9 protein-coding genes, 1 pseudogene and 1 riboswitch are annotated in these 20,776 nt (G+C 64.6%); of the genes and pseudogenes, 3 read left to right on the top strand and 7 right to left on the bottom strand.

Features of this window, described 5'->3' with window-relative positions; genetic code table 11:
- Positions 1-1,404 (top strand): annotated as a pseudogene (locus BXA07_RS30915) (hypothetical protein); the annotation flags it as partial.
- Positions 1,405-1,478: 74 nt separating this feature from the next.
- Positions 1,479-8,423, top strand: a complete 6,945-nt coding sequence (locus BXA07_RS24035; RefSeq protein ID WP_076571599.1) for a YDG domain-containing protein — start codon at positions 1,479-1,481, stop codon at positions 8,421-8,423.
- A gap of 319 nt (positions 8,424-8,742) precedes the next feature.
- Here the strand turns inward: BXA07_RS24035 and BXA07_RS24030 are convergent, their stop codons facing one another.
- The 7 genes from BXA07_RS24030 to BXA07_RS24000 form a co-directional block, all read right to left on the bottom strand.
- Positions 8,743-9,063 carry a DUF2288 domain-containing protein gene (locus BXA07_RS24030; protein ID WP_076571597.1) on the bottom strand — a complete coding sequence of 107 codons (321 nt, stop codon included), beginning with the start codon at positions 9,061-9,063 and terminating at the stop codon, positions 8,743-8,745.
- Between the two features lie 53 nt (positions 9,064-9,116).
- Positions 9,117-9,815, bottom strand: a complete 699-nt coding sequence (locus BXA07_RS24025) for an RES family NAD+ phosphorylase (protein WP_076571621.1) — start codon at positions 9,813-9,815, stop codon at positions 9,117-9,119.
- A 2-nt stretch (positions 9,816-9,817) separates the two neighbouring features.
- Entirely contained in the window at positions 9,818-10,255 is a 438-nt protein-coding gene (locus BXA07_RS24020; protein ID WP_076571594.1) for an MbcA/ParS/Xre antitoxin family protein, read from the bottom strand.
- Positions 10,256-10,394: 139 nt separating this feature from the next.
- Positions 10,395-13,013 carry a S53 family peptidase gene (locus BXA07_RS24015; protein ID WP_076571619.1) on the bottom strand — a complete coding sequence of 873 codons (2,619 nt, stop codon included), beginning with the start codon at positions 13,011-13,013 and terminating at the stop codon, positions 10,395-10,397.
- An 82-nt stretch (positions 13,014-13,095) separates the two neighbouring features.
- Positions 13,096-13,182, bottom strand: a riboswitch (cyclic di-GMP riboswitch).
- A gap of 270 nt (positions 13,183-13,452) precedes the next feature.
- On the bottom strand, positions 13,453-13,863 hold the full coding sequence (gene fos, locus BXA07_RS24010; RefSeq protein WP_076571592.1) for a fosfomycin resistance glutathione transferase: 411 nt from the start codon (positions 13,861-13,863) through the stop codon (positions 13,453-13,455).
- A 219-nt stretch (positions 13,864-14,082) separates the two neighbouring features.
- Positions 14,083-15,783 carry a single-stranded-DNA-specific exonuclease RecJ gene (gene recJ / locus BXA07_RS24005; RefSeq protein ID WP_076571590.1) on the bottom strand — a complete coding sequence of 567 codons (1,701 nt, stop codon included), beginning with the start codon at positions 15,781-15,783 and terminating at the stop codon, positions 14,083-14,085.
- Positions 15,780-16,889, bottom strand: coding sequence for a hypothetical protein (locus BXA07_RS24000; RefSeq protein WP_083708500.1), 1,110 nt, complete (start codon positions 16,887-16,889; stop codon positions 15,780-15,782). The genes recJ and BXA07_RS24000 overlap by 4 nt, the downstream gene beginning before the upstream one ends.
- A gap of 367 nt (positions 16,890-17,256) precedes the next feature.
- On the opposite strand from BXA07_RS24000, the gene BXA07_RS23995 reads away from it, so the two are divergent.
- Positions 17,257-20,775, top strand: a complete 3,519-nt coding sequence (locus tag BXA07_RS23995) for an SdrD B-like domain-containing protein (RefSeq protein ID WP_076571588.1) — start codon at positions 17,257-17,259, stop codon at positions 20,773-20,775.
- Position 20,776 lies beyond the last annotated feature (1 nt).

Genomic DNA, 20,776 nt, shown 5'->3' with positions numbered 1-20,776 from the left:
GCGCGCCTGGGCTCGGTGGCGCTGGCGGCGGGCCGCGCCATCACGCTGGACGTGGCCGGCGACGGCTTGCTGAACGTGGCGGTGGACCAGGGCGCCGTGGGCGCGCTGGTGAATAACGGCGGCATGATCCGCGCTGACGGCGGCAGCGTGGTATTGACGGCGCAGGCGGCCGGCGACCTGCTGAAAACCGTCGTCAACAACACGGGCGTGATCGAGGCGCATACCATCGACACGCGCGGCGGCACCATCAAATTGCTGGGCGATATGCAGACCGGCACGGTCAATGCGGGCGGTACGCTCGATGCCAGCGCGCCCCTGACGGGCAATGGCGGCTTTGTCGATACCTCGGCCGCGCATGTGAAACTCGATGACGCGTTGAAGGTCACGACGGCCTCAAGCAAGGGCCAGACCGGCACCTGGCTGATCGACCCGACCGACTACACCATCGCGGCCACCGGCGGCGACCAGACCGGCGCGTTTTTTACGAATGCGCTCAAGAGCACCAGCGTGCAGATTCAGAGCATCTCGGGCGGCACCGGCACGCTGGGCGACATCAATGTCAACGACACGATTTCGTGGTCGGCCAACCAGCTGAAGATGACGGCGCAAAACAATATCAATATCAACCAGCCGCTGCGCGGCGCCGGCACGGCCAGCCTGGCGCTGGAATATGGCCAGCAGGCTGTGGCGGCGAGCAATACCGCCAAGTACAATGTCAAGGCCGAGATCGACCTGCCGTCGGGGCAGAACTTCAGCACCAAATTGGGCCGTGACGGCGCGCTGACCAATTACACGGTGATCAACACCCTGGGTGCGGCAACCAGCACCAGCGGCACCGATTTGCAGGGCTTGAAAAATGCGCTGAGCGGCAACTTCGTGCTGGGCGCCAATATCGATGCCACCGTCACTTCGACCTGGAATGCGGGGCTGGGATTTACGTCCATCGGTACCAACAGCGTGCCATTCACCGGCCAGTTTGACGGCCTGGGACATGTCATTACCGGCTTGAACAGTTCCACCACCTCTGCGGCCGGCGTCGCCGGCCTGTTCGGCTCCAACACCGGCAGCCTCCGCAATATCGGCCTGGTCGCGCCTGTCATCGCCGCCAATATCGCCAGTACACAAGGCAACATCGCCGGATTGGCCGCCGTCAACAGTGGCGCCATCAGCAATGCGTATGTCAGCGGCGGTTCGGTGACCGTCACCACCGGCGCCATCGGCGCCGGCCTCGTCGGGCTCAACAGTGGCACGATCAGCGACAGCTACAACAGCAGCAAGGTCAGCGTCGTGGGGAACTATGACTTCTGGCTTGGGGGGCTGGTGGGCAATACCACCTCACCAGCACCATCACCAACAGTTATAATGCTGGTGAGGTGGTGGGCGCGTACACTGCGGGTGGCTTGACTGGTAACAATCTGGGTATTATCAGCAACAGTTTTAATAGCGGCAAGGTGTCAGGAACCAGCAATACAGGGGGGGTGACAAGCTATAATCGCGCCACCGGCATCATCACCAACAGTTTCAATACGGGCACCGTGACGGGCAAGAGCCTGACCGGCGGTCTGGTCGGCTCCAATGTGGCGTCCAGCCAGATCATCAATAGCTATTCGACCGGCGCGGTCAGCAGCGTTGGGCTGGTCGCCACCGGCATCGGTGGTTTGGTTGGAGGAAACTCAGGCATTATCAAAAACAGTTACGCGACCGGCACGGTGACGGGCGTCACGGCCGTGGGCGGCGTGGTTGGCACCAACACCAGCGCGGGCTCCATCGAGAATGTGTATTCGTCCGGCGCGGTGAGCCTGCTTCCCGGCGGTTCCGGAGTCCTGGGCGGCGTACTCGGCAGTATCGCTGCCGGCACCAGTCCCGTGATCACTGGCGGGTATTACAACACGACCGTGAACTCCGGCATGCCAGGTGTCGGCAATAATGGCGGCCCCAGCACTCCCTCGCTCACTGGCCTGACATCGGCGCAGATGCAAAACGCTTCGAATTTCAGCGCCTTTACTTTCACGACCACGACCGGTGCAACGGGCAACAACTGGGTCATGGTCAATACCGACGGCTCGCTCAACGGCGCGGGCAACGCGACAGGCGCCACAGGGCCGATGCTGGCGGCCGAGTACAGCACCAATATCTACTCCTCGCATCAGCTGCAACTGATGGCCATGAACCTGGCCGGCAACTACACGCTGAAGCAGGATATCAATGCCGCCGGTACCGGCAGCACCGGCGACGTGTGGAACGGGGCGACCTTCGTTCCGGTCGGCACCGGAGCAAGCAGCGCGTTCAGCGGCAGCCTCGACGGCGCCGGCCATACCATTTCCGGCCTGGTCGTGAACCGCCCGGCCAGCGACTTTGCAGGCCTGTTCGGCTATGTTTCCAATGGGGCATCCGTGCGCAATGTCGGCCTGGAAGGGGGCAGCATTACGGGCAGGGATTACACGGGCGCCCTGGTGGGCGCCAATCAGGGAGGCACGGTCAGCGGTAACTTCAGTACGGTCAACGTGACGGGCAACAACTTTGTCGGCGGCCTGGTCGGCAATAGTACGGGCACTATCAGCAATAACTATGCGTCCGGAGCGGTCACCGGCGCCGACGGCGTGGGTGGCTTGCTCGGCAGCAATGTTGGCTCGGTGAGCAATAATTATTCTACTGGCCAGGTGACTGGCAGCACCAATACCGGTGGTTTGCTGGGCTACAATTTCGGCTCGGGCAGCGGCAATTTCTGGGATACCACCACCAGCGGCAGGGCGACCAGCGCCACTGGCACCGGCTTGACCACCGCGCAGATGAAATTGCTGTCTTCCTACAGCGCGCCGGGCTGGAACCTGGCCAGCACGTGGATCGTCTACGACACTTATACCTATCCCTTGCTGCGCGCCTTCATGACGCCGTTGCAAGTGACGTTTGCGGCGAATGCCAGCAAGACCTATGACGGCACCAATAGCTGGACGGCGCCGGGCTACACGTATTCAAACCCGAACGTCTCGCTGTCCGGTACCCTGAGTTACGGCGCGGCGGGCAGCGCGGTCAATGCCGGCACCTACGCCATCACGGCCGGCGGCCTGTATTCGGGCCAGCATGGCTATGCCATCAGTACCAATGACGCGACCCTGACCATCAACAAGCTCAATGTAGCGCTCTCCGGCGCCTCGGTGGCGAGTCGCAGCTATGACGGCACCACGGCCGCCGCCATCAGCGGTGGTACGCTGTCCGGTGTACTGAGCCAGGATATCGCCAATATCACCTTCAATACGGGTATTTTCGACAACAAGGATGCCGGCACCGGCAAGTCCGTGACCGTGATCGGTGGTGGTAGTGCCGGCGGCAACTACGCGATCGTGGCAGGGCCGCTGACGGGCACCATCACGCCGAAAGCCTTGACCGTATCGGGCCTGGCGACCACCACCCGCGAATACGACGGTACCAAAACGGCTGTCGTCACGGGCGGCACCCTGAGCGGCCTGGTCGGCAGCGAAACGCTGAACCTGGGCGCCTCCACCGGCATGTATGACGATGCTAACGCCGCCAGCGGCAAGGCGCTGACCGTCAGCTTGGGAACGCTGGGCGACGGCACCGGCCTGGCCAGCAACTACACATTGAGCACGCCGAGCGGCGTGACGGGCACCATCTCGGCCAAGCAATTGAGCTGGATTAACCTGGCGGTGTCCGACAAGGTTTATGACGGCAACAATGGCGCCAGCATTACCGGCGGCTCGCTGAGCGGTTTTGTCGGCGGCGAGACGCTGACATCGGCCAGCACTGGCAGTTTTTCCGACAAGAACGCCGCCAATGGCAAGACCATCACGGTCAACACCACGCTGGGCAACGGCAGCGGTGGCGGCCTGGCGTCCAACTACACGCTGGCCAACGCGACCACGACGGCCAATATCACGCCAAAAGCCTTGACGGTCTCTGGCGCGGCGGCCGGCGACAAGGTCTACGACGGCAGCACTGCGGCGGTGATTGCCGGCGGCACCCTGAGCGGCCTGGTCGGTAGCGAAACGGTCAACCTGGGCGCGCTGTCGGGCACCTTCGGCGACAAGAATGCCGGCACCAACAAGGCCGTGACGGTCACCGGCGGCAGCTTGAGCGACGGCGGCAACGGTGGCCTGGCCAGCAATTATTCGGTCGGCGCGGTCACCGGCTTGAGCGCCAACATCACGCAAAAGGCGCTGACGGTCACCGGCGTGAGCGTTGCCAGCAAGAGCTACGACGGCAGCACCAAGGCGACCATTTCGGGCGGTACCCTGAATGGCCTGGTGAGCGGCGAAACCCTGAGCCTGTCCGGCCAGAGCGGTGCATTCAACGACAAGGATGCGGGCAATGGCAAGGCCGTGACGGTGACCGGCGCCACGCTGGGCAACGGTACCGGCCTGGCCAGCAACTATACGGTCAGCAACGCCACCGGCGTGACCGGCAATATCACGCCGAAGGCGCTGACGGTGGACGGCGTGACAGCCGCCGACAAGGTCTACGATGGCGGCCTGGCCGCAGTGTTGAGCGGAGGCACCCTGAGCGGCATGGTCGGCTCGGAAACGCTGGGCCTGTCCAGCCTTGCCGGCGTCTTTGGCGACAAGAACGTCGCTAGCGGCAAGGCCGTGACGGTAACGGGCGGCGCGCTCTCCGATGGCACTGGCGGCGGCCTGGCCAGCAATTACACGGTCGGCGCGGTGGCGGGCCTGAGCGCCAGCATTACGCCAAAAGCGCTGACGGTCAGCGGCGTGACGGTCAGCGCCAAGGCGTATGACGGCAATACCAAGGCCAGCCTGACCGGCGGAACCCTGAATGGCCTGGTTGCCGGGGAAACCGTGAGCGTGTCCGGCCAGATGGGCACCTTCAACGACAAGGACGCCGGCACCGGCAAGGCCGTGACCGTTACCGGCACCACCCTGGTCGACGGCACCGGCCTGGCCAGCAACTATACGGTGACCGCGCCGACCAACGTTACCGGCACCATCACGGCCAAGACGCTGACCTGGACTAACCTGGCGGTGGCCAATAAAGAGTACGATGGCAACGCGACGGCCGCCATCAACAAGGGCAGCATCACCGGCCTGATTAGCGGCGAAACGCTGGCGGCAGGCCCTACCGCCGCGTTTGCCGACAAGAACGCCGGCAATGGCAAGACGGTCACCGTCCACACCACCCTGGGCAATGGCAGCGGCGGCGGCCTGGCGTCCAACTACACGCTGGCCGATACCTCCTTGACGGCCAATATCACCAAAGCCACCATTTCCGCGGTCACCAGTATCGTGGTCGACAGCAAGGTCTACGACGGTGGCCTGAACGCCATCGTCAATGCGGCTGGCGCCACGTTTGCCGGCATGGTCAATGGCGACAGCTTGAACGTCAGCGCGACCTCGGCCAACTTCATCGACAAGAACGCCGGCAGCGGCAAGGTTGTCAATGCCGGCGGCCTGTCCCTGGGCGGCACGGACGCCGGCAACTACAACCTGACGGCTGCCACCGGCACGGGCACGGGTACCATCAGCCAGGCGCAAATTGCCAGCGTGAGCGGCATCACGGCCGCCAGCAAGACCTATGACGGCACGGACGCCGCCATCTTGAACGCCGGCGCCACCTACAACGGCATGTTCGGCGGCGACAGCCTGACGTTTACCGCCACCAAGGCCGCGTTCAGCGACAAGAACGCCGGCAACGGTAAAACGGTCAACGTCAGCGGCATCGCACTCGGTGGCGCGGATGCGGGCAATTACAGCCTGGCCAGCAACACGGCCACCGGCACGGGCGATATCGCCAAGGCAAGCATCACGGGCGTGAGCGGCTTTGCGGCGGGCACCAGGGTGTACGACGCGACCACCACGGCCACCGTCAGCAACGCCGGCGCCACGTTTGCCGGCATGGTCAATGGCGACAGCTTGAACGTCAGCGCGACCTCGGCCAACTTCATCGACAAGAACGCCGGCAGCGGCAAGGCTGTCAACGCCGGCGGCCTGTCCCTGGGCGGCACGGACGCCGGCAACTACAATCTGACGGCTGTCACCGGCACGGGCACGGGCACCATCACGCAGGCGCAAATTGCCAGCGTGAGCGGCATCACGGCCGCCAGCAAGACCTATGACGGCACGGACGCCGCCATCTTGAACGCCGGCGCCACCTACAACGGCATGTTCGGCGGCGACAGCCTGACGTTTACCGCCACCAAGGCCGCGTTCAGCGACAAGAACGCCGGCAACGGTAAAACGGTCAACGTCAGCGGCATCGCACTCGGTGGCGCGGATGCGGGCAATTACAGCCTGGCCAGCAACACGGCCACCGGCACGGGCGCCATCACGCCGAAAGCACTGACGGTGACGGGTGTTACTGCCGACAACAAGGTCTATGACGGCACGCTTGCGGCGAGCTTGACGGGCGGCGCCTTGAATGGCCTGGTCAGCGGTGAAACCTTGTCGTTGTCCGGCTTGACGGGCACATTTGCCACTCAAAATGTGGCCAGCAACATTGCCGTGACGGCCCGCGGCGCGCAATTGGCCGATGGCACTGGCCTGGCCAGCAACTACACGGTCAGCAATCCGACCGGCGTGACGGCCAATATCACGCCGAAGGCACTGACCATCGGTGGCATTGCTGCGGGCAACAAGGTCTACGACGGCACGCTGGCGGCCAGCCTGACCGGCGGCGCCTTGCAGGGCCTGGTGGGTGATGAAACCCTGGTATTGTCAGGCACCACGGGCATGTTTGGCGACAAGAACGCGGGCAGCAACAAAACGGTTACCGTCAGCGGCGCCAGCCTGGCTGATGCCAGCGGCCTGGCCAGCAACTACACGGTCAGCAACCCGAGCGGCCTGACAGCCAGCATCACGCCGAAAACCCTGACGGTGACGGGCCAGCTGGTCGGTAATAAAGTCTACGACGGCAATACGGCGGCGCAATTGTCCGGAGGCACCCTGAGCGGCCTGGTGGGTGGCGAAAGCCTGGGACTGGCTGGCCAGAGCGCCGTGTTCAGCGACAAGAACGCGGCCAATGGCAAAGCGGTCACCGTAACGGGTACCACCCTGGTTGACACGGCCAGCGGCCTGGCCAGCAACTACACGGTCAGCAACCCGAGCGGCCTGACGGCCAGCATCACGGCCAAGGCATTGACGGTGACCGGCCAGCTGGTCGGTAATAAAGTCTACGATGGCAATGCGCAAGCCAGCCTGTCCGGCGGTACCCTGAACGGCCTGGTGGGCAGCGAAACGCTGGACATTGCGGGTCAAACTGCCGTGTTCAGCGACAAGAACGCGGCCACCGCCAAGGCGGTGACGGTGACGGGTACCACCCTGGTCGACACGGCCAGCGGCCTGGCCAGCAACTACACGGTCAGCAACCCGACCGGCTTGACGGCCAGCATCACGGCCAAGGCATTGACGGTGACGGGCCAGCTGGCTGGCAATAAAGTCTACGACGGCAATACGGCGGCGCAATTGTCCGGTGGCGTGCTGGCGGGCCTGGTGGCGGGGGAAAGCCTGGGACTGGCTGGTCAGACGGCGACGTTTGCCGACAAGAACGCGGCCACCGCCAAGGCGGTGACGGTGACGGGCACGACCCTGGTCGATACCAGTACCGGCCTGGCCAGAAACTATACGGTCAGCAACCCGACCGGCTTGACGGCCAGCATCACGCCGGCCAGTCTGCTGGTGCGCGCCACGGGCGCCGCGCCGCGCGTGTATGACACCACGACCAACGCCAGCGTGACCCTGGCGGACAACCGTATCGCCGGCGACGTGCTGACCATCAGCAACAGCGGCGCCAGCTTTGCCGACAAGAACGCCGGCGCCAACAAAACGGTGACGGTGAACGGCATTGCGCTTGGCGGTACGGACGCCGGCAATTACACGGTCAACGCCACGGCGACCACCACGGCCAGCATCACGCAGGCGGTCCTGGGGGTGAAGGTGGGCAATGCCGAGAGAGACCAGAACCTTGTCAATCCGCCCTTCACGGCCAGCTACACGGGTTTGCTGGGCAACGACACGCTGGCGAACGAGGTCAGCGGCAATCTGGTGTTCAGCACGCCGGCCACCGTCGGTGCGCCATCGGGCAGCTATCTGGTGTCGGCCGCCGGCCAGACGTCGACCAACTATGCGTTGACCTACACGCCGGGCGTGCTGACCGTCAAGCCGACCGAAGCGCGGCAAGGCGCGGTGGCCAGCGTGATCGGGGCGGTCAATGTGGCGCCATCGCAGGGCAATATGGTACAGGCCGAGGTGGTGGCGAAAGGTGAAACCGTGACCAGCAAGGAAGGCGCGGTGCAGGTGGCGGCGGAAGGTGGCCCGCCGCGGCAGGGCAGCACGCCGGTGGTGCTGACGACGGCATCGGTGAACAGCAATGTCTTGCCGGGCTTGCGCCTGAGTGTGCTTGATACGGGCTTGCGACTGCCTGTGGCAGGTGGCAACACGAGCATCGAAAGCCAGTAAGCGGGCATTAACCGGATTTGCCAGTGGAAGTGCCGCTTCGTGACGTAGGCGAAGCGGCATTTTTTTTGCCGCCTGCCATCTGCGGGCAGCCTATCATCAGCCTGCCGCTTTCGATGCCAGTCGCGGCCGATGGTGGCTACGTGCTGGAAAACGGCAGCATTTCCGTGCACGGCCCGGCCGAGCGTCTGAAGCTGGGGGCGGCGGCCAACCTGCTGCGCCAGCAGCAAGGGCAATCCTATGTGGATGGGGAGAGGCGCAGCGACAGCGTAACGCGCCTGGACGGCAGCGCGTCGCTGCGCCTGATGCTCGAACGCAGTCTTCAGTGTTGCGTCGGCTTTTCCTGCTGCACCAGGATGAACGGGCTGACGACGACGGCCCACAGGGACGCATCGGCGGCCTGCCAGTCCAGCGCCTGCTGGTCGGATACCTTGGCCACCTTGCCGTCGGCCATCCATTGGCTGATGGTGGCCTTGTCGTCGTGCGAGATGCGCACGGCCACTTCGACCAGGTCCAGCTCGTTGGCGACCCAGACGACATTGCCCTGGGCGAAGTGTTTTTCCAGTTCGCTCCAGGCCAGGCGGGCCGTTTCACTGTTTACTTTGAGGCGCAGTTCGGTGTCTTTTTCAGGATTGGTTTGCATGCGAAATATCTATGTTCGGTGAGTCGGGTGCCGTTGCGCGCGGTTTGCTTGCCTTACAAGGCTTCCACGCGCGGCGTCGGCGTACCCTGCCATGTTAACCGATAGGCGGCGCCTTTGCGAACATTGCCCACCAGGGCAGGGCGGAAGCAGGCCAGGTTGGTGCCGCCGGCGTGCCGCACGCTGGGAAAGATCACGCCCATGGAACCTGCGTCGAGCAGCACGGCCGCCAGGTCTTGCGAGGCGATGTAGCTGGCCGGGTCCAGGCAGGCGCGGTAGCGCTCCTGGCCGCGCAGGTCGTGGAAGCTGGCGGAGAAATCGGCCAGCAGCGACTGGTAGCTGACGCTGTCGTCGAAATAGTCGATTTCCTGGTATTCCACGGTCTTGTGGAAAATGATCTCGGCCAGCGCCGTTTTCATGTCAAAGGCGCAATACCAAGCGCCCCGCTCGCCATCGTTGAAACGCGCCCCTTCCGGGCGGGCATACGTATAGGCGGCGTTAATGATGCGAAAGTTCGGCACGCCAAAAACCAGCTCGTCCACGCCAATTCCTGGCGCGCCGCCGTACTCGGCCACCAGGCGCGCGTTGGTGGCGTTATCGAGTTCGAACAGCTCGCGCAGGTGGCCGTCGTCCTCGGCCAGGGGCGCCAGCACGGAGTCCTCCATGTCGGCGAAGCGCGACGGGATCAGGCGGCAGGTGTCGATCTGGCGCAGGGCGGCCAGCGGGGGCAGGAGATCAAGGGTGGCGGACGGCAAGATCACAGCCCTCCGCGGCGCGCATCGAGCAGCTTGCGCACCGTTTGCATGGCCAGCAGGCCGCCGGCCAGCATCTGCGACAACGGCGTGCGGCCGCCGAAGATCGGGTTTTTGTTGGGCAAGCTCACCCATTCGTCGGCCAGTTTGTCGCCGTACAGGATGTGCAGCGCTTTGTATATGCCCAGCAAATACGAAATGCGCGTGATGCGGTCCACTTCCAGCACGCGGTCCGGATGCTTCTTCCATTCATAGTAGGCGCTGCTGGATAGGCCGCCCAGCAATTCGCGCGCATCGTCGTCGCGCAGTTTCCACGCGGCGGCCAGCTTGAAGAAGCCTTTCAGGGCCGCCTGCGACAGGCGCTCGCGCTCGGCTTTGGCGTTCAGGTCGATGAGCACGGCCGGTTCGAAGCGGCTCTTCGGGTAGGCGTAGGCGAGATTCATGGGATGTCCTTCAATAAAACTCTGTTTATGGACTATGTATACTCCTTTTTCGGATTCGTTGCAAGGTCCGCGCGCATGAAAAACGGGGCGCAGGGGACGTGTGTCCCGCTGCGCCCCGTAGGGTGGCCGGCTGGCCGGCTTATTTTGCCGTGATGGTCACCGGCACGGTCAGCTGCGCCGTCAGGCCGTTATTGTCCAGCGCCACGACCTTCAGCGTATAGCTGCCGGTCACCGGTTGCGGCCAGTAGGCCGTGATGGTCAGGCCGCTCATGGAAAACTGCATGCCCAGCGGCGCGCCGTCGATCGAGATCCGCAGCGAGGTCGCACCTGGCGCCGTCAGCACGATGCTGCCGCTCATGGCCTTGCCCGCAACGCCCGTCATGGCGGCGGCACTGATCGTGGGGCCGGCGGCGGCGATTTTCACCGTGGCCACGGCCTGGCCCGTCAAGCCCGTTTTCGTATCCTTGGCGATGACGGTCACGTTGTAGCTGCCCAGCACGGGATTGGCCCAGCTGATGACGCCGGCGGCGCTGATGGCCATGCCGGACGGCGCGCCTGACAGGCTGTATGTGACGGCGTTGGGCGCCACCACCGTGGCCGTGAACGACAGGGCCACGCCGGGCTTGCCGCTGACGCTGGCCACGGTGACCACGGGCGGCAGCGGGGCGGCGATGGCCACCGTGTACAGGCCCTTGCCGCTCAGGCCGGTCTTGCTGTCCGTGGCCGTGACGGTGACGGCGTAGCTGCCGGCCACGGGGGCGGCCCAGCTCACGAGGCCGGTGCTGCTGATGGTCATGCCGGCGGGCGCGCCGCTGAGCGCATAGCTGACGGGATTGGCGGCCGTGACGCTGACATTGAACGCCAGCGCCGTGCCCACCTTGCCCGTGATGGCGCCGGCGGCGACGACGGGCGGCGCGACGGGGGCGATGGTGACTGTGTACACGCCCTGGCCGGTCAGGCCAGTGACCGTATCCTTGGCCACCATGGTCACGGCATACGTGCCCGCCACGGGGGCGGCCCAGCTGGCCACGCCCGTGGAAGCAATGCTCATGCCGGCCGGCGCGCCCAGCATGGTGTAGCTGAGGGGATTGGCGGCGCTGGCCGAGACGGTGAATGACAGCGGCTTGCCTGCCGCGCCGTTGATGCCGGCCGGCGCCACCACGGGGGCGGCGGGGGCGATCTGCGTGCCGGACAGGCTGGCCACCAGGCTTTTCACGTTCGGCGTGCCCAGGCCGCCCAGCGGGTCATAGCCGACCCTGGCCGTGCACACGCTGCAGGTGCCGTTGCTGCCGCGCGTGATGTCGGCAAAGCTGCTGGCAAAGGTGCCGGGCACGGTGGCGATCTGGCCGTACAAGATGCTGTGCGGCAAGCCGAGCGCCGTCTTGGCCTGCAGCGCGCGGCTGGCGTTGGCGATGGCGATCAGGCCGGCCCATTGCGGCGTGGACAGGCTGGTGCCGCCGATGCTGAGCCAGCTGGCGGTACTGCTGCCTGGTGTCATCACGGCCGTGTACTGGCCTGTGGCGGGGTCGGCATTGAAGGCCACGTCGGCCACGTTGCGCCGCAGCAGATTGGTCAGGCCTGGCACGCTGGCCGTCTGGTAGGTGGGCAGGGCCGTATAGGCGCTGATGCCGCCGCCAGTGCCGGACCAGGCCGCTTCGCTGCGCGCACCGCTGCCGCTGTAGCTGAGCGTGGTGCCGCCCACGGCCAGCACGTTGGGCGACACGGATGGCCACGACACGCCGCTGCCCGAGTCGCCCGTGGCGGCCAGGTAGCTCATGTTCTTGCCCGTGAAGGCGCTGTCGACGGAGGCCGTCCAGCTGCCTTCGGCGGCGCCAAAGCTCATCGACACGACGCCTGGACCCATCAGGTTGGCCAGGCGCACGGCGCCCAGCAGGCTGTTGATGGAGGCGTCGGGCGCCTCGATCAGCACGATGCGCGCCAGCGGCGCCGTGGCATGCGCCCACTGCACGTCGAGGGCGATTTCCATGGCCCAGCCCGAGTTATAGGCCGGTGCGGTGGCCGTCATGGTGCTCGATGGCGTGTTGTAGACAACGGAAAATTCGCAGCCGCCGGCCGGGGCGGGCGGCAGGGGCAGGGTGGCATTCGTGGCGATGGCCTTGGTGGTGCAGCCGGGCAAGCCGAATTTCTGGTTGAAGATGGCCAGTTCGGCGGCGGCGTTCGGGTTGTGCATGGCGTCGACGATGTAGATCGTCTGCCCTGCGCCCAGCTGGGCCGCCTGGGCTGGCGTCAGCGCCGTGCCTGCCGCCGGCAGGGCGGGCAGGTCGTAGGCGGCGCGGATTTGCGCGGGCGAGTAGGTGGCCACGACGCTGCTGCCGGCCATGGGCGTGGCGACGTCCGCCGCGTCGCCACTGAGCAGCGGCGCGATGTCCTGCGCCGCCTGCTGCGCAGCGGCGATTTTTTGCGCCGTCAGGCGCCGCGTGCTCATTTCCGCCATGGCGCCGGGGAGCTGCTGCAAATGCGGGCGCCAGTGGGCCGAGCCGCTGCTGTTGGCGCTGTCGCGCCCGTCAGGCGTATCGAGCAGGGCCGGGGCGGTGTGAAACATCGGTTGCGCCACCAGCGCGCCCACCGAGGCGGGGATGGCGGGCACCTCGACCTGGAATTGGGTAGTCGCCGTGGCCAACAGGGCGGGCGGCTGGGTGGTCTCCTGGCCGGGGCCGCATGCACCCAGCACGAGGGCCGCGGTAGCGCCCAGCAGCAGGCGGCCGTGCCGTGGACGAAGGGGGATGGACTTTTTCATGGCGAAGCTCTCCGAGTTGGGCGAGGGCCACATCTCGACAATGCATTCCGGCTAGGCGCCGCGCTGGCGGTCCCGGCCCTGCATTGGCAGCCCCGCTGCCATGGCGCTTGCGCGCGGTAGGCCGGTGGCTTTGCGTCCCCATCTTTCGACGGGTTTGCCCTCAAAATTGATCATGCATCGCGACAGATATCCTGATGCCTTGCCAATTTTAGCGAATACGACAAATAAGTGTTAACTATTTTCAATTAATATTTCCGTTTGTACATTTATTTGTCGCATATTTTGCCAGTATCCAAGGCAATCTTGTCAGCTTGATCTAGCCTTATCAGCAAGCTTGTCAGGGATTTACCAGTGTGTAACGGTGTTTTATCCCCGTAACGGCAAATGATATTTTTTCTGTTTAATGAAAATACCGGATTTGACGAATTTGTTGGATTTCTTATCGGTCCTCGAACACCATGCCCTGGTATGGCGCCGCGCGGCAGGCTGCCAGCCGCTGCGCCAGGCTGCCCGCATGGGCTTCCAGTTGGTGGCCGTCCGGGTCGAGGAAGTACAGCGAATCGCCGGCGCTGCTGTTTTGCTGCCATTCCGCCACGCCAGCCGTGCGCAGGCGTGCCGCAAAGGCAGAATAGTTGTCCTGGGAAATGGAAAAGGCATAGTGCGTGTAGCCGCCCGCGCTGATCGCCGCGCCCGCATCGAGCGATAGGCACAGCCACAGGTCCCCGGCCGACAGGTAGGCGCCCCTGTCCCAGCGCGCATGCAGGCGCAGGCCCAGCGTATCGCGGTAAAAGACGACGCTGCGATCTAGGTCGTGTACGGACAGGGTGAGGTGGTGCAGGCCGGTCAGCATGGTGCTGGATAACTTCCAGGTGGGGGAGCATTGCCATGATTTGATATGACTTTGTTCCACAGGAGTTTGAGATACTGCAGCAAGGTCATTAAGCTCACGGTACCTGACCAAACCGTAGCGAGCGGCAGTGATTTGCGGCCGAGAAGCGCAACCGTGCCAGGGCACGGTGAGCATCGCCGGCCGCAAAGCGCGACGCGCAGTAGGTTTGGGCCGGTACCATCAGGCAGGCTCGGCGTGCTCCACCATGAGCTGCACCTTGGTCGCGCCATTGTACTCATTCGCATCGAGCCGGAAGGCGACCCGCGTGCGCTCGCCCAGGGCGTCCGTGTGGCCGAACCAGATGGCATCGAAGCGCACGCCGTTCTTTTCCAGCAGCAGTTTCAAATGGCGCTCTTTTAATATGCGCTGGCTGACGACGCGGAATTCGTCGCAGAAGACGGGCGGGGCGAAGCCCTGGCCCCACACTTGCCCATCCATCAGCTCGATGAAGGCCGTCGTGTAATACGCGTCTTCCAGCGGGCCGTCCGTTTCCACCACCCGTTCCAGCTGCTGGGCGCTGAGCCAGGCCTGGCCCACGGCTTCGAAGGCCTGGGAAAACGCGTCGAAGGCGTCGGCGCGGATGGTCAGGCCCGCCGCCATGGCGTGGCCGCCGAACTTGTCGATCAGGCTGGGCGCCCGTTTCGACACGAGGTCGAGGGCGTCGCGCAAGTGAAAACCGGGAATCGAGCGGCCCGAGCCCTTGATCCAGCCGTCCGCGCCCGGCGCAAAGGTAATCGTCGGGCGGTAGAATTTTTCCTTCAGGCGCGAAGCGACGATGCCGATCACGCCCTGGTGCCAGGATGCGTCAAACACGCTGATGGTGCTGCTGTTGGCCGGCTCGAAGTCATCGAGGTGCAGCAGGGCCGTATCCTGCATTTCCGCCTCGATTTCGCGCCGCTTCAGGTTGATGTCGTTCAATTGCTGCGCCAGCGCCCAGGCGCGGCCTTCGTCGTCCGTGATCAGGCATTCGATGCCCAGCGACATGTCCTGCAGGCGGCCGGCCGCATTCAGGCGCGGCCCCAGGGCAAAGCCCAGGTCGAACGGCGTGGCGCTGCGCGCTTCGCGGCCCGCCACGCGGAACAGGGCCGCCACGCCCGCGTGCATATTGCCCTTGCGCATGCGTTTGAGGCCTTGCGCGACGAGGATGCGGTTGTTCGTATCGAGGCGCACCACGTCGGCCACCGTGCCCAGCGCTACCAGGTCGAGCAGGTTGTCGAGCTTGGGTTGCGTTTGCGCATCAAAGACACCGCGCCGGCGCAGCTCGGCCCGCAGGGCCAGCAGCACGTAGAACACGACGCCCACGCCCGCCAGGTGCTTGCTGGGAAAACCGCAGGCGGGCTGGTTCGGGTTGACGATGACGGCCGCGTCGGGCAGGGTGTCGGCCGGCAAATGGTGGTCGGTGACGACCACCTGGATGCCGCGCCGGTTCGCCTCGGCCACGCCGTCGATGCTGGCGATGCCGTTGTCGACGGTGATGATGATGTCGGGCGACTTTTCGCGCGCCGTCAGTTCGACGATTTCCGGCGTCAGGCCGTAGCCGTACTCGAAGCGGTTGGGCACGATGAAGTCGACGTCGGCGCCCATGGCGCGCAAGCCGCGTATGGCCACGGCGCAGGCCGTGGCGCCGTCGCAATCGTAGTCGGCCACGATGACCATGCGTTTCTTGGCGGCAATGGCGTCGGCCAGGAAGACGCCGGCCGCGCCGATGTGCAGCAGGCCGGACGGCGGCATCAGGGCCGCCAGTTCGCTCGACAGTTCTTTCGCGTCGGACAGGCCGCGCGATGCGTACAGGCGGGCCAGCACGGGGTGGATGCCGCCCTGGCGCAGCAATTCGGATTCGCGGTAGGGGCAGGGGCGGGTGGCGATGCGGGTACGGGTCATGATGCTTTCAACTTGTTCAGGGTCATTGCGCGCCAGAATTTGCGCTGCGCATGCTTGCTGGTGGTGACATCGAGCCAGGCGTCGCGGTGACTGAGCACCAGGCGCAGCCGGTCCAGGCGGCCGTCTTTCAGTGCCGCCAGCAGGGGCGCGAACCAGTCCGCTTCCAGCGCTTGCAACTGCTGCAGCCACATGCCCCATTCCTGGGCCTGCGCCGCTTCGATCAGGCTGCCCGGCACGATGATCGCGTCCGATTGGTCCGCCAGCACACTGTTTGGACTGGCATCGCGCCGCGCCGGTTCCGCCAGCGCGGCCAGCCAGCCCGGTGCGTCTGCCGTATGCAGGCGGGCGGCGCAGGCGGGGCGCTGCGCCGTGGCCAGGCTGTCGCCCCAGAGCCAGAAGGCATTGATGGCTTTCAAGCCCCGTTCCTCGCGCGCCGCATTGACGGGGTGTTCATGCCACAGCATCTGCACTTCGTTTTGCAGGCGGCGCGCGGCGCGCGCGTGCTCGCCTTCCGGCATCCACACGGACAGGTCTTGCGTGGTGGCGGCGTCCGGCGAGGCGCACTGCAAGTCGCTCCAGCCATCGGCGCGCATGAACCAGGTACCCGCGTCGCCATATGACAGCGGCTGGCCGATCTCGTCGAAATACGGGGCCGCGATGTCGAACAGGGCGCGGCTTTCCGCTTCGCTCAGCTTGAGCTGGCGCAACTCTTCCAGGCTGATATGGCTGCGGGCAATGGCCAGGTGGGCCGGATGCAGCAGGAAATAGCGCCCGCCCGGGTCCGGCACGAGGCCGTAGCCGTGCATGGCCTGGGCGGCAAAGCCTGCCTGCGCCGCAGCGCCGTTGGGCGCGGGCGACAGGCCCAAGGCGTGCGCCAGCCACGCTTCATGCGGCAGCAGGCGGCTGGCATTGTCAAAAGTTTCTAAATTGCAAGTTGAGGTGCGCGACAGCAGCGCCGCCAGCGCGGGCGCCTGCAAGACCTTGAGCAGGTCGGCAGCCAGTTCGGCATTGGGCAAGGCGAAGGGCAGGACGAGGGTAAGTTGATTCATCCCGAGATTGTAGGCGATAGCGGCGGCGCGCGAGAAGGGTGCAGGCGTTTTCGCCATGATTGCCGCCACAGATTGCTCAGTGCAAGGCAGCCGTTTTGCATGGTAAAAGTATCAATAAAACATGTTAATTATTGAAATTTTATCTTTATCTTTGGAAAATGATTCTCTTTTGAAAAGATAGTGGATATAATTGAGCTAACTAAAATATCAGAAAGACAATCACCCCCTGCTGCGTGGTTGCGTCGTCTGGCTCCTGTGTCCCTCGAATTTGTATACAAGATCTGCCGGCTTCATTTTTTAAACAAGTCTCTTCTTGGAAGCCCACTATGTATACATTCGCCGCTTTGCGCGGCCAGGCTGATCGCGCCCTGGCCCCCCGTATTTCCGCTCCTGCCGCCGCCGTGGCCTGCCGTCAGGAGGCCGCATGACTACCTACAATCTGTCGACCACGGTCCATGTCTGCGAAGACACCAGCAAGAATTTCGATATCCGCGACCTGCTGATCCAGGCCGGCTACTCGGTGCAAGGCGAACTGAACATCAAGAATTTCACCGTGCTCTTGCCCGATGATACGGAGTCCACCGTCAACACGCCGCTGTTCGGCATGCTCGACACGGACACCGTGTACGTGCGTCCCGGCGACTGGGCCGCCAACTACAACGGCAGCTTCTCGACCATCGAGGTGACGATCGACAAGGGCAATGGCGATATCGTCCAGCTGAGCCTGCAAGTCATCATCGACCCCGTCAATGACGCGCCCGACGCGGCCGACAAGACGTTTACATTGCTCAATGGCAACAGCGTGGTGCTCAGCGAAGGCGATTTCGGCTTCCACGACGACGTTGAACACGACGGCTTCAAGTCCATCGTCATCACGAATACCACCACGGCGGGCCAGGTCTTGCTCAACGGCGTGGCCGTGACGGTCGGCACGGAAGTGTCGATCGACGACATCCGCGCGGGCCACCTGGTCTTCGTGCCGAGCCAGACGGTGGCCGGCGACTTCGACCTCGGTTTCAAGGTGCGCGATGACGGCGGCACGGCCGGCTGCAATGCGCAAGACCTGAGCCTGGCGCCCCATTACCTGACCTTCAAGGTGCCGATGGCCCAGCTGGGCGACTTCGTATGGGAAGACAGGAATGCCAACGGCGTGCAGGACGCGGGCGAGGCGGGCATCGCCAATGTGGTCGTGCAATTGAAGGATACGGCCGGCAATGTGGTCGCCTCCACCACGACGGACGCCAGCGGCGGCTACCACTTCGACGTCAACCCGGGCACGTATTCCGTGACCGTGGTGGCGCCCGCCGGCTATGTGCCGACGGCAGCGAACCAGGGCGGCGACGCGGGCAAGGACAGCAACATCGATGCGGCCGGCAAGATGGCCCCCGTGACCCTGGCGCCGGGCGAGACCAACCTGACCCTGGACGCTGGCCTGTACCGCACGGCCGAACTGGGCGACCGGGTCTGGTTTGATACCAACAAGAATGGCGTGCAGGATGCGGGCGAAGCGGGCGCTGCCGGCGTGAAAGTGACCTTGCTCGACGCGTCGGGCAACGCCGTCGGCAGCCCTTTGGTGACGGATGCGAACGGCAACTACCTGTTCACGAATCTGAAACCGGGCGCCTACAGCGTGCAATTCGATAAAACCACCTTGCCAGCCGGCTACGCCTTCACGGGCCAGGACCAGGGCGGCGACGACCAGCGCGACTCGGACGCGAATGCCGATGGCCGCACGGCGCAAGTGCTGCTGGCCTCGGGCGACAGCAACCACAGCGTGGATGCCGGCATCGTGGCCTTGCCGGCCACCTTGGGCGACCGCGTGTGGCATGACAGCAACGCTAACGGCATCCAGGATGCGGGGGAGTCCGGCATCGGCGGTGTCACCGTGCAGCTGAAGAACGTGGCTGGCAGCGTGATCGGCTCGACCGTCACGGACGCCACCGGCTATTACAATTTCAATGTCGATCCGGGCACGTATTCCATCGCCGTCGTCGCGCCAGCCGGTTATTTGAGCACCGTCAAGGATGCAGGCGGGAACGACGCGCTCGACAGCGATATCAATACGCTGGGCAACAGCGGCCAGGTAACGGTGGTTGCCGGCCAGAACTACAAGGACCTCGATGCCGGCCTGTACAAGACGGCGTCCATCGGCGACCGCGTGTGGTTCGATGCGAATGGCAACGGCACGCAGGATGCGGGCGAAACGGGCATGGGCGGCGTGAAAGTCAACCTGTACAACGCTAATGGCGCCGTCGTGGCCAGCGCCACCACGGATGCGAACGGCAATTATCTGTTCAGCAACCTGGTGCCTGGCAGCTACTACCTGGGCTTCGTGCCGCCGGCCGGCTATGGCTTCACCAAGGCCGATATCGGCGGTTACGCCACGGATTCGGACGTCAATCCGGCCACCGGTCTGACTACCGCCATGGCCGTGCTGAAATCGGGCGACGTGCAGCTGGACTGGGATGCGGGCCTGGTCAAGCTCAACACGGCCTCCATCGGCGACCGCGTGTGGGAAGACAACAACTACAACGGCGTGCAGGATGCGGGCGAGCTGGGCGTGGCGGGCGTGAAGGTCAACCTGCTCAACGCCAGCAACGTGGTCATCGCCTCGACGACGACGAATGCCAGCGGCAACTACCTGTTCAGCGAACTGGCGGCCGGCAGCTACAAGGTCGAAGTCATCCGTCCATCGGGTTTTTATTACACCAAGGCCAACCTGGGCAGCGATACGGCCGATTCCGACGTCGATGTCAGCACGGGGCGCTCGTCCCTGATCAACCTGGCCGCCGGCCAGAACGACATGAGCTGGGATGCGGGCATCTACCGCAAGGCCAGCCTGGGCGACAAGGTGTGGCGCGACGCCGACCATGACGGCGTGCAGGACTACAACGAGGCGGGCATCGCCAACATCAAGGTGCAGCTGTACTCGGGCAGCGGCGTGCTGCTGGCCACGACCTACACGAATGCCAACGGCAACTATCTGTTCAGCAACCTCGACCCGGGCAGCTATTCGCTCAAGTTCGACAAGTCGGGCGTGTATCACGACGGCTACGCCATGGATACGTGGCGCTGGGGCGCGAAGAACATTGGCACGAACGACAACATCGATTCGGACGTCAACAGCAATGGCACGACGGCCAACGTGGTCTACACGGACATATTGAAACTGGCGTCGGGCCAGAACGACATGAGCTGGGATGCGGCCATCACGCCCATCGTCATCGACCTCAACGGCGACGGCGTGCACACGATCGCCCGCGCCGACTTCCACGGCAGCTTCGACCTGCTGGGCACGGGCAGCGCCATCCAGACGGGCTGGGTCTCGGCCCACGACGGCTTGCTGGCCATCGACAGCAATGGCAATGGCAAGATCGACAATATCTCCGAGTTGTTCGGTGGCAACGAGAAGGGCACGGGCTTCGCCAAGCTGTCCAGCTATGACTCGAACCACGACGGCGTGGTCGATGCGCACGATGACAAGTTCGCCGAGCTGCGCATCTGGCGCGACGCCAACAGCAATGGCGTCACGGACGATGGTGAGCTGATGTCCCTGCACGACGCCGGCGTGGCCAGCCTGGCCGTGAGCTACACGGAGCTGCCTTTCCTCGATGCGAACAGCAATCTGCACCTGGAGCGCAGCAGCGCCACCCTGGCCGACGGCAAGACGGTCGACATGACGGACGTGTATTTCAACGTCGACGCCAAGGATGCGGCCGCCGCCGGCGTGCATCTGCCCAGCATGGCCGACCTGCTGCGCGACGACAGCACGCTCGATGTGGTGCTGGGCCAGGATGGCATGGTGACCACCGTCGCCGCCGCGCCGGCCGCCGCCGCAGCAGCAGCCCCTGCCGCGGAAGCCCAGGCCCAGTGCGACATGGCCGACCTCCTGCGCCGCGCCATGGCCCACGCAACGACCCAGCCCCAGGAAATGGCTGCCTGAT

Origin of the sequence: Janthinobacterium sp. TND4EL3, assembly GCF_900156175.1 — a bacterium.
In the GTDB taxonomy this organism is placed as follows: Bacteria; Pseudomonadota; Gammaproteobacteria; order Burkholderiales; family Burkholderiaceae_D; genus Janthinobacterium.
This window is presented reverse-complemented; position numbering and strand designations above follow the sequence as displayed.